This is a genomic window from Catenulispora pinisilvae (genome assembly GCF_015356865.1).
Taxonomy (GTDB): Bacteria; Actinomycetota; Actinomycetes; order Streptomycetales; family Catenulisporaceae; genus Catenulispora; species Catenulispora pinisilvae.
In genome coordinates this window covers 1-11595 of the sequence record NZ_JAAFZA010000291.1, presented here as the reverse complement: position 1 = coordinate 11595, position 11595 = coordinate 1, and the positions used below count along the sequence as shown (strand labels likewise).

5 protein-coding genes and 1 pseudogene are annotated in these 11595 nt (G+C 70.3%); all 6 read left to right on the top strand.

The features are described 5' to 3' along the window. The first annotated feature begins 114 nt into the window (after positions 1–114). Positions 115–1104: an AraC-like ligand-binding domain-containing protein gene (locus IZR01_RS43380; protein WP_194927227.1), complete on the top strand. Its 990-nt coding sequence runs from the start codon at positions 115–117 to the stop codon at positions 1102–1104. A 207-nt stretch (positions 1105–1311) separates the two neighbouring features. Continuing rightward, positions 1312–2772 carry an aldehyde dehydrogenase family protein gene (locus IZR01_RS43375; RefSeq protein WP_194927226.1) on the top strand — a complete coding sequence of 487 codons (1461 nt, stop codon included), beginning with the start codon at positions 1312–1314 and terminating at the stop codon, positions 2770–2772. A 47-nt stretch (positions 2773–2819) separates the two neighbouring features. Next, complete coding sequence (locus tag IZR01_RS43370) at positions 2820–4832, top strand: copper amine oxidase (protein ID WP_194927225.1); 2013 nt, start codon at positions 2820–2822, stop codon at positions 4830–4832. Positions 4833–4902: 70 nt separating this feature from the next. Continuing rightward, entirely contained in the window at positions 4903–5223 is a 321-nt protein-coding gene (locus IZR01_RS43365) for a hypothetical protein (RefSeq protein ID WP_194927224.1), read from the top strand. 869 nt (positions 5224–6092) lie between these two features. Then, positions 6093–6371: pseudogene (locus tag IZR01_RS43360) on the top strand (transposase); the annotation flags it as partial. Between the two features lie 848 nt (positions 6372–7219). Then, on the top strand, positions 7220–11464 hold the full coding sequence (locus tag IZR01_RS43355; RefSeq protein WP_228561244.1) for a Pls/PosA family non-ribosomal peptide synthetase: 4245 nt from the start codon (positions 7220–7222) through the stop codon (positions 11462–11464). Positions 11465–11595: the final 131 nt, after the last annotated feature.

The window sequence follows — 11595 nt, the reverse complement described above, 5'->3', positions numbered from 1 at the left end:
CCCCCGGGGAGCCGGCCGGCACCGAATCCCCCGCCTGATCGCCGATCTTCATTGACTACCGGCCCCGGCTGGAGCAGCGTGGACCCTCCAGCAGCACTGACCCCGGGAACGCCCATGACCCTGGCACTGCGCACCGCCGACCTGCCCGCCACCGAGCGCTTCGAGTTCTGGCGCAGCGTCGTGTGCGACGCCTTCGTGCCGCTGCGCGCCGAGCCCGGCACCGACGACTTCCGCGGCCGGCTGCGCAGCATCCACCTCGGCGAGCTCCAGGTCACCGAGATCGACGCCAACGCCCACACCATCAACCGCACCTCCCGCGCCATCGCCGCCTCCGACCGCGACTACTTCAAACTCGGCCTGCAACTGCGCGGCTACTGCGTCCTGACCCAAGACGGCCGGGAAGCCCCGCTCACCCCCGGCGACTTCGCCATCTACGACACCACCCGCCCCTACAGCCTCGCCTTCGACGACAGCTACCGGCAGCTGGTCCTCATGCTCCCCCGCCGCCTGCTGCGCGTCGCACCCGAGGACGTCGGCCGCATCACGGCGGTGCGCGTCTCAGGCCGCCAGGGCGTCGGCGCGCTGGTGTCGCCGCTGTTGATGCGGCTGGCCGACCACCTGGACGAGTACGAGACGCCCGGCAGCGTCCGGCTGGCGGACAACATCGTCGACCTGCTGGTCACCCTGGTCGCCGACCGCCTGGAACTCCAGGCCCCCGGCCCCGACTCCGGACGCAGGGCACTGATGATGCGCATCACCTCCTTCATCGAGAGCCACCTCGGCGACCACGACCTGGGCCCGGACACCGTGGCGGCGGCGCACTTCATCTCGACGCGCTACCTGCACAAACTGTTCCGCGACGAAGGCACCACCGTCTCCTGCTGGATCCGCGACCGCCGCCTGGAACACTGCCGCCGCGACTTGCGCGACCCGCTGCAACTGGACCGCGCGGTCGGGGCGATCGCGTCGCGCTGGGGCTTCGCCGACGCGGCGCACTTCAGCCGGATCTTCCGGTCGGCGTACGGGGCCAGTCCGCGGGAGTATCGGCTGACGAGTGAGCCCACGGGAGAGATCACGCTCAGCGTGGCGGACCGGGAGTATTGAGCGTGGACTTGGAGTACTGAGCGTGGACTTGGAGTACTGAGCGTGGACTTGGAGTACTGAGCGTGGACTTGGAGTACTGAGCGTGGACTTGGAGTACTGAGCGCCGCCCGTCAACGGCTGTTCGCTGACGGACAAGCCCCGCGCACGGCCGCTTGCGACGCTGAAGGCGACGCCAGAGGACCCGTACACGAAATGGGGCATCAGAGCATGGAGCAGACACAGGCCCGGCTGTTCATCAACGGCAAGTGGGCCGAACCCGCCGCCGGCGGCTCGTCCTTCCCCAGTCTCGACCCGGCCACCGGCGCGCTGGTCGGCACCTTCGCCGAGGCCGGCCCCGCCGACGTCGACGCCGCCGTGGACGCCGCCCGCTGCGCGCTCGCCGATCCCGCGTGGGTCGGCATCACCGCCGCCGAGCGAGCGCGCCTGCTGTGGCGGGTCGCGGACCTCATCGAGGCGCACGCCGGCGAGCTCGCCGAGCTCGAGACCCGCGACCAGGGGCAGCCGCTGGGCGTCGCGCGCGACGTCAGCGTGGCCGGCGCGGCGGAGCACTTCCGCTACTACGCAGGGTGGTGCACCAAGATCGAAGGCGCGGTGGCCCCGGTCTCGTTCCCGAACACGCTGCACTACACGCGGCGCGAGCCGGTCGGGGTGTGTGCGCTGATCACGCCGTGGAACTTTCCGCTGATGATCGCGACGTGGAAGATCGCGCCGGCGCTGGCGTGCGGGAACACCGTCATCGTCAAGCCCGCGGAGCAGACCCCCGCCACCACCGTGCGGCTCGTGGAGCTGATCGAGCGCGCCGGGATCCCGGCCGGCGTCGTCAACCTGCTGACCGGCGGGCCGGACGTGGGCCGCGCGCTGGTCGAGCACCCGGGCGTGGACAAGGTCTCCTTCACCGGTTCCACCGCCGTCGGCAAGGAGATCGTGCGCGGCAGCGCGGCGAACCTGAAGCGCGTGACGCTCGAACTCGGCGGCAAGGCGCCCAGCATCATCGCCGCCGACGCCGACATCGACGCCGCCGTCGCGGGCAACCTGCAAGGCGGCCTGCTCAACAGCGGCCAGGTGTGCGCGGCCTACACCCGCTTCTACGTCGACCGCCGCCGCGTGGACGAGTTCACTGAGAAGCTGGCGAACGCCGCCTCGGGGCTGCGCCTGGGCAACGGCCTGGACCCGGAGACCCAACTCGGCCCGCTGGTCACCGCCGAGCACCTGGCCAAGGTCGACGGCTGCGTGCGCCGGGCCGTCGAGGAAGGCGCCGAGCTGGTCACCGGCGGCACCCGCGCGGACGGGGACGGGAGCCTGGCGCGCGGCAACTTCTTCCGCCCGACGGTCCTGGCCGGAGTGCGGGACGAGATGTCCATCGCCCGAGACGAGGTCTTCGGCCCGGTGCTGCCGGTGCTGGCCTACGACGACCCGGAGGAGCTGGCCGCGCGCGCCAACGACACCGAATACGGCCTGGCGGCCGCCGTCTGGACCAAGGACCTGGCGACGGCGCACCGCCTGGCCGCCGATATCCGCGCCGGGGCGGTGTTCGTCAACATGCTGCCGATCCCCGACAGCGGTGCGCCGTGGGGCGGTTTCGGGGCCAGCGGCTGGGGACGGGAGATGGGCAAGTACGCCCTCGACGTCTTCACCGAGGTCAAGGGCGTCTGGATGCACCTGGGCTGAGCCCGGGAGCGACAGGAGACGCACAGGAGAACGACAGGAGATCGCACATGCCCGCAGACAAACTCCCCGCCCCGCCTCACCCCCTCGACCGGCTCAGCGCGGCGGACGTGCTGACCGGCCGCGCCATCCTGGAGAAGGCCGGGCTGCTGCACGACAGCACCCGATTCGCCTACGTGGGCCTGGAAGAGCCCGACAAGCAGGACGTGCTCGAACACGTCCCCGGCGCACCCTTCGAGCGACGCGTCAGGGTCCTGCTCCTCGACCTCGCCGACGGCCGCTCCCGCGACGTGATCGTCTCCGTGACCGCCGGAGAAGTGGAATCCGTACGCGAACCCGATCCAGATCACGACGGCCGCCTGCCGATCCTCGACGCGGAGTTCGAACTCGTCGAACAGATCGTCGGCGCCGACCCGAACTGGCGAACCGCCCTGGCCGCACGAGGACTCACGCCGGACCGGGTACGAGTCGCGCCCCTGTCCGCCGGAGCCTACGACCACCCCGCCGAGACCGGCCGCCGCATCATCCGCTCCCTCGGGTTCCGCCAAGACCACCGGCGCGACAACCCGTGGGCGCATCCCGTCGACGGCCTGGTCGCCTACGTGGACCCGATCGCCCGCGAAGTGGTCAGCGTCATCGACACCGGCCCGCAGCCGATCCCCGCCGAGTGCGCCGACTTCGACGATCCGGCCTACGTCGGCCCCGCCCGCCGGGGCCTGCGACCGATCGAGATCACCCAGCCCGAGGGGCCGAGCTTCCACCTGGCCGGGGACGTGCTGCACTGGCAGAACTGGAGTGTGCGCCTCGGTTTCGACGCCCGGGAGGGTCTGGTGCTGCACCAGCTTTCCTACCGTGACACCGATACCACCACGAACACCAACATCGGAACCAACGCCGACACCAACGCCAGCACCGACACCGGAACCGGAACCGGCCAAGACCGGCCCATCCTCTACCGCGCATCGATCGCCGAGATGGTGGTCCCCTACGCCGACCCATCACCGGTCCGCTTCTGGCAGAACTACTTCGACGCCGGCGAATACCTGTTCGGCCGCTACACGAACTCCCTCGCGCTGGGCTGCGACTGCCTGGGCGACATCACCTACCTCGACGCCGTCCTCGCCGACGAGCGGGGCGAACCGCGCCGCGTCAGCAACGCGGTGTGCCTGCATGAGGAGGACTACGGCGTCCTGTGGAAGCACACCGACGGCTGGACCGGCGCCTCCGAGACCCGGCGCCAACGTCGGATGGTCATCTCGTTCTTCACCACGGTCGGCAACTACGACTACGGCTTCTACTGGTACCTCTACCTGGACGGGACCATTCAGCTGGAGGCCAAGGCCACCGGCATCCCCTTCACCTCAGCCATGCCGCCGTCCGGCGCGAATCAGGCCTTTGCTTCCGAACTCGCCCCGGGCCTGGGCGCCCCGTTCCACCAACACCTGTTCTGCGCCCGCCTCGACATGACCGTCGACGGCCCCGGCAACGCCGTCGACGAAGTCCAAGCCCGCGCCCTACCACCCGGCCCGGCCAACCCACACGGCAACGCCTTCACCCTCGACCGCACCCGCCTGACCCGCGAATCCCAAGCCCAGCGCCTCGCCGACCCAGGACGCGCCCGCGCCTGGCACATCATCAACCCCGACCGCCCGAACCGCCTGGGCCGCCCAGTCGGCTACGCCCTCTACCCCGAAGGCCAACCTGTCCTGCTGGCCGACCCGAGCTCCTCGATCCACCGCCGAGCCGCCTTCGCCACCCGCCACCTATGGGTCACCCGCTACCACCCCGCCGAGCGCTACCCGGCCGGCGACCTGGTCAACCAGAACCCCGGCGCCGCAGGCCTACCCGCCTACACCGCCGCCGACCGCGACCTCGACGGCCAGGACATCGTCCTGTGGCACACCTTCGGCCTGACCCACTTCCCCCGCACCGAGGACTGGCCGGTCATGCCGGTCGACTACGCGGGCTTCACCCTGAAGCCGGTGGACTTCTTCGTGCGGAACCCGGCGCTGGACGTCGGCGCAGCAAGTCAGGGCACGCATTGCTGCGGGGAGCATGATTGAGAGCGAATGTGACGGTACGGCTCGTAGACTGGCCCCGCCCGGACATCGAGCAAGGAAAGAGGCGGAACCGGTGACCACCACACTGCACCTCGAACGCGCGATGCCCGGTCCGACGATCGCCGTCCAGGACCGGCATGCCAGCTGGTCGGTCCTGCTCGACGGGCAGGAGGTGGGGCGGATCGCGTCGGATGAGAGTTTCCAGACGCAGGTGTCGCCCGGGACGCACACCCTGCAGCTGACCTCGGACGGCAGCCATCGCAGTCCGGTGCGGACGTTCGCCGCGGCGGACGGGTCCGTGGTCCGGTTCCGGTGCCACTCCCAGCCGGTCTGGCCGCTGATGGTGATGGCCGCGGTGCTGCCGGGACGGTGGATCGTCCTGAAGCAGCGCTGAGGCGCCGAGCCGCGTCGCTCGTCTCAGCCCGCGATATTCTGGCCGGATGACGGGGTCGATAATCATCATCGATCTGCCGGGCCCGGTAGCCGCGACGCAGACGGCGGAGCTCGGCGGGATACTCAGGGGGCTGGCTCGGCGCTTCGAGGAGCCGAGGGCCGGCTCTTATGACGTGGAGATCGAGCCGGGGCGGCTCAACGTGGTGGCCCCGGAGCACGGGGACGGGGAATCGCGCCTGTTCACCGTCAGCATCACCGGACCCGGGTTCGGCGACGAGGGGATCTTCCGGGCCGAGCACGCCGACGACCCCGAGCTCGAACCGCTGAAGTACGACAGCTGCCCGGAGTGGTCGCCATCTCCGAGGAAGAACCGCCCCGGGTGTTCGGGAATGCGGAGTTCATCCGGGACTGGGCGGCGCATCCCGAATTCACGAACTACACCATGCCCTTCCGGTACGGCCCCGGCCACTTCTTCGAAGCGGTACGTCAGCGTTCCCGACTCGGACCCAGGGCCCGGTGCTCGGCCACATCCTTCCGAAACAGGCCGGAAACAAGGATCGTGCGCACGCAACGCCGAAGACGGATCGCCGGACCCTTATCTCAGCATCCTTTGATAAAGCGGTCCGAGCAGTCAGCGCCCCATCGGCGATGGATCATGACAAGCCCCTGATGGGAAGCTCGACCCGGCCCGACGGCGGTGTACCGCCCGCGATCCGGCCGGCGCAGGGGGAAAGCAGGTCAGGACCTTAACCAGACCGGGCGTATCGCAGCCCTGGAACACCCGGACGGCGTCTCACGTGGTATAGACCCACTACGATTGGTGACGCACTCGTAACACAAACGACAGCATCCTCCCCCATGATGGACACCATGGTTGATGTCCTGTCGCATCGGCTGGTTCCGGATCGGCTATGGCAGCAGGTAGAACCCTTACTTCCCGCGTTCTCGGCCCGGCCGCAAGGAGGTGGCAGCGCGCCGCTCGACGACCGTGCGGTCTTCACCGCCGTGGTCTACGTGCTCACCAGCGGCTGCGCCTGGCGGAAGGTGCCGCCGGCGTTCGGCGTGTCGCCGGCCACCGCGCACCGCCGGTTCGTGACGTGGAGCCGGACCGGGTTGTGGCGGCGGCTCTACCAGACCGCCGCCGACCAGCCCGACGAGCATGCCTGGCTGGCGACGATCGCCGGCTCGGCGCTGGAGCGGTACAGCCCCTGACCGGCCCGGCAGCCGGCGTGCGCGGTGCCGCGCGCCACGCCCGGCGCCGTGCGCGCCCCCTCATCCGCGCGCGACTCCCACTGCCGGCCCGCACACGCCGCGCACACCCGCGCGACCCTTCAGCAACCCTCGCCGACCGCCGACGGCCCTTACCGACCCCTGCCCCGCCGCGGTGCCCGGCCGGCCGGCGGCCCTGAGCTGCCGGAAAAACAGAGATTCCCGCTCGCCTTTCCCTTGCGGTCCCCGTGAATTCACGCCGACTCGATCTCCGGCACGCCTTCAGAACCCTTTCGACGGGTCGTAGAAACCGCCTTAACGAACAGCCACATGAGATATGAAAGCAGCCTGAGAAAAGCATTAAGAGCCTTGCCGGGCTTGCGCGGCCCGGCCTACTGTCCGATGTAGTAGAACGGCCCGGATAAGAACCAGGAGCCCTGTCGCATGTACCAGTTGTTAGCCGCGCGGCGGTAGTCAACGCCGCAGCTCACAGCCTTGCCGTAGCGCCGTCGCAGGTCGGCCGGCGACGACGCGGCTCCGCACGTCCGCTCCGCCCGGCGCCGGAGATCCGCCCCCGCGCCGGAAAGGATCGAGACACCGAAGTAATCGAAGGACCGAAGCAACGGCCCACCGCGCCGTACCGGAAGTGTTCCCTGCTTTCGGCGCGGCCGTACGGTGCGCCTTTATGACCGTCCTACATTCCGGCCTTATAACATGAGCCGCGGTCGTCAATGCGCCGACCGACCGCCGCGGCCATCACCATCCGTTCTGAGCGAACAGAAGGAATCATGTCGAGCGTCGAATCGCTTTCCCATTCCGGCGTGCCGAAAAGCAGTCCCGACCCCTTAGACCCCGACGGCCACTGGAATCTGCCGATAGTGCGGTGGCTCTCGCAGTACTTCGAGCGGACCTGTGACCGGGTGCCGGACAACGCCGCCGTCATCTGCGGCACCGCCGCGCTGAGCTATGCCGAACTCGACCGCCGGGCCAACCGGCTGGCCGCCCTGCTGCGCGAACGCGGCGCCGGTCCCGGCCGGCATGTCGGGATCCTGCTGGAGCGGTCCCTGGACAGCTACGTCGCACTGCTCGCCGTGATGAAGTCCGGGGCCGCGTACGTGCCGCTGGACTCCTCCTTCCCCGCCGACCGGGTGGCCTTCATCGCCGAGGACGCAGAGCTCTGCGACCTGGTGACCACCTCGACCCTGCGACACCGGACCCACGGCCTGCCCTGCCAGGTTCTCGAACTCGACGAGCAGGCCGAGCAAGTGGCGGCCCACTCGCCGGACCGGCTGGCGATCGACGCCGATCCGGCCCAGGCCTGCTACATCATCTACACCTCGGGCACCACCGGGCGGCCCAAGGGCGTGGCGGTCTCGCACGCCAGCCTGGTCAACTTCCTGCAAGCGGTCGCGCCGATCTACCAGGTCTGCGAACAAGACCGGGTATATCAGGGCCTTTCGTTGGCCTTCGACTTCTCGGTCGAGGAGGTCTGGCCGGCCTGGGTCGTCGGCGCGACGCTGGTGGCCGGGCCGACCGACGACCGGCGGGTCGGCGACGGGCTGGCCGCCTTCCTGATCGAGCAGGCGATCACGGTCCTGTGCTGCGTGCCGACGCTGCTCACCGCCGTCGAGGCCGAGATCTCCTCGCTGCGCAGCCTGCTGGTCAGCGGCGAGGCGTGCCCGCCGGACCTGGTCAAGCGCTGGTCCCGCCCGGGGCGGCGGCTGCTGAACGTCTACGGGCCCACCGAGGGGACGGTCAGCGCGACCTGGACCGAGCTGTCCGCGCGCCGTCCGGTCACCATCGGCAAACCGCTGCCCAGCTACCGGGTCTACCTGCTGGACGAGAACCTGGTCCCGGTGCCCGCCGGGGACAGCGGGGAGATCTGCATCGGCGGCCCCGGGGTGGCCATCGGCTACCTCAACCGGCCCGAGCTGACCGCGCAGAAGTTCATCGCCAACCCGGTGCCGGCCGACCGCGAACACAGCCCGCGGGTCTATCGGACCGGCGACCTGGGCCGCTTCACGCCGTCCGGCGAGATCGAGTTCCTCGGCCGGATAGACACCCAGGTCAAGATCCGCGGGTACCGGATCGAGCTGGCCGAGATCGAGCAGGTGCTGCGTGAGGACCCGGCGGTCGAGAACGCGGTGGTGGTGCCGCGCGAACACGACGGTGTGGTGCAGGACCTGGTCGGCTACCTCACGCTGGCCAGCCGGTCGACGCTGGAGGCCGAGGGCGACCCGCACCGCGGCGACGGGCACGCCGACGAGCACGACCGCGACGGCGACCGCGACCGCGACAACGCCAGGCCCGCCGACCACAACGGCGCGCTCCGCATCACCCGCGGCAACCCCGACACCAACACCGACTCCGGGCGCGACAGCGCCAACGCCGATACTGACCCCACCAACCACGCCGACCACGCCGACCTCCGCGAGCGCCTGCACACCAAGCTCCGCAGCCGCCTGCCCGACTACATGATCCCCTCGTTCGTCGAGGTCTTGCCCGCCCTGCCGATGTTGGCGGCGGACAAGGTCGACCGGGCCGCGCTCCCGGCCCCGACCTCGCCGCCGCTCGCCAAGCGTTCCCGGCCGCACGTCGCCGCGGGCACGCCGACCGAGCGGGTCCTCGTCGCGGCTTGGCAGGACATCCTCGGGGTTCAGGAACTGTCCGTCGAGGATGACTTCTTCCTGGACCTCGGCGGCCATTCGATGGCCGCGGCCCGGCTGATGTCGAGGTTGCGCAAGCAGCCCGAGACGGCGGGGCTGGCTATGGCAGACCTCTACAGCCACCCCACGGTCGGCGCCCTGGCCGCGCTGGTCGACGCCGCGAGCGCCACCGCCGGCGTAGCACCGGATCCGCAGCAGCAGCAAGGCCCGCAGCCTCGTCGGCACTCCTCGCTGCGGGTCGCGGTATGTGGATTCGCTCAGGTCGCCGCACTGTACGCGTGGCTCATGGTGTTCGGGCTGCCGGCCCTGGTTCTGCTCTACCGGCTGTTGGCGTCCTGGCACCAGCCGATGCCGGGGCTCGGGACCTCGGGTGATCCGCTGGACTACTTGGCCCGCATGAGCTACGCCGAGTTCGTCCCGTTGGAGATCGCCTGGACGCTGGTGGACGTGCTGCTCATCCCGGCGGTCGGCTGCCGGCTGCTGTTGGCCGGGGTGAAGCCGGGCTGGTATCCGTTGTGGGGCCCGACCTACTTCCGGTTCTGGTTCGCCACCAAGGTCATGACCGGTTCGGCGGCCGCGCTGCTGGCGGGTTCCCCGCTGCTGCCGCCGCTGCTGCGGGCGATGGGGGCCAAGGTCGGGCGGGGCTGCCACATCGCAGGGCCCTTCGGTCTGCCGAAGTTCGTCGAGCTCGGCGACAACGTGAGCGTGGGTTACGGCGCACGCGTGCAGTCCTACGCGGTCCAGGGCGGCTGGCTGCGGCTGGCGCCGGTCCGGCTGGAGGAGGGCAGCAACCTGGGGACCAACAGTGTTCTGCTTCCCGGTTCGGTGCTCGGCGCGCACGCCACGCTCGGCGAGCAGTCGCTGCTCCCGGCCGACCACACGGTCCCGGCCGGTGAGCACTGGGCCGGCTCCCCGGCCTCGGCGCAGGAAGCGGCCCCGGCCATCCTGCAGGTGCTGGCCGAGCGGCCCGACGAGCGCCGCTGGCCGGTGCGCCTGCTCGCCGGCTACGCCCTCGGCGCGTTGGTGCTCATCTTGGTGCCGCTGCTGATCGCCGCCGCCGGCGGGACCATGATCGGCCTGGTGGCCTGGCAGGACGGCTTCGACTGGTCGCTGCCGGCCACCCTGGTCGCCGGGCCGGTGTTCGTGCTGGCGACCTGCCTGCTGATCATCGCGGTCAAGCGCGCGGTGCTGCCCCGGGTCCGGCCCGGCATCTACGCCGAGCGCAGCGGGTTCGGGGTGCGCAAGTGGATCGGCGACGGTCTGATGACCACCAGCCTGACCCTGACCCACTCGCTGTACTCCACGCTCTATCTGGTGCCGTTCCTGCGCCGGCTCGGGGCCCGCACCGGGCGCTGGTCGGAGGTGGCGACGGTGAGCTTCGTCGACCCGGACATGCTGGTCATCGGCGAGCGCAGCTTCGTCGCCGACGTCGCGGTGGTCGCGCCCGCGGTCTTCCACCGCGGCCGGATCGCGATCGCGCAGGCCGAGGTCGGCGCGCGCAGCTTCGTCGGCAACGGCGCGCTGTTGCCGGGCTCGGCCCGGATGGGTGACAACGCCCTGCTCGGCGTGCACTCGGTGGCGCCGGCCCGGCCGATCGACCCGGAGACGACCTGGCTCGGCTCACCGGCGATCTTCCTGCCGCGGCGCGAGGAGAGCCAGAACTTCCCGGCGAAGTACACCTACGACCCCAGCCCCGGACTGATCGCCGCCCGCCTGGCCATCGAGTACGCGCGCGTCACCCTGCCGTCCACGATCGGTGCGCTCAGCGCGCTCGGTGCCCTGTACGCCAGCATCAAGATCGCCCAGAGCAGTTCGCCGCTGCCGGTCTTCCTGCTGGCGCCGGCCCTGGTGCTCGGCGCCGGGTTCTTCGCCACGCTGCTGGTCGTGCTGATCAAGTGGCTGGTCATCGGCCGCTACCGGCAGCGGGTGGAACCGCTGTGGGGCGTGTGGGTGCGGCGTACCGAGTTGGTCACCGGGCTGTTCGAGAACCTGGTGGTGCCCGGTCTGCTGAACTTCCTCACCGGCACTCCGCTGGCGCCTTGGGTGATGCGGCTGTTCGGCGCCCGCTTCGGGCGGCGGGTGTGGCTCAACACGACCTACATGACCGAGTTCGACCTGGTGGCCGTCGGTGACGACGCGGCGGTCGGGGAACTCACCTCGTTGCAGACCCACCTGTTCGAGGACCGGGTCATGAAGATGTCGAAGGTCGTCGTCGGCCGGGGCGGTTCGGTGGGGGCGCGCAGTGTCGTGCTCTACGACGCCGAGGTCGGCGAGGACACCACGCTGGACGCCCTGTCGCTGGTGATGAAGGGCGAGCACCTGCCGGGACAGAGCCGGTGGCGCGGCATCCCGGCGCGCCGCTTTTGACAGTTCTGACAGCCCTGACAGCCCTGACAGTCCCCTGACTTGATCCGACTCCTGTTCCCGCTTCTCACCCACTTCCCCCCTCGATTCACCCCGCAACACCCCGCTTCACCCGACCTCACCCCGCTTCACCC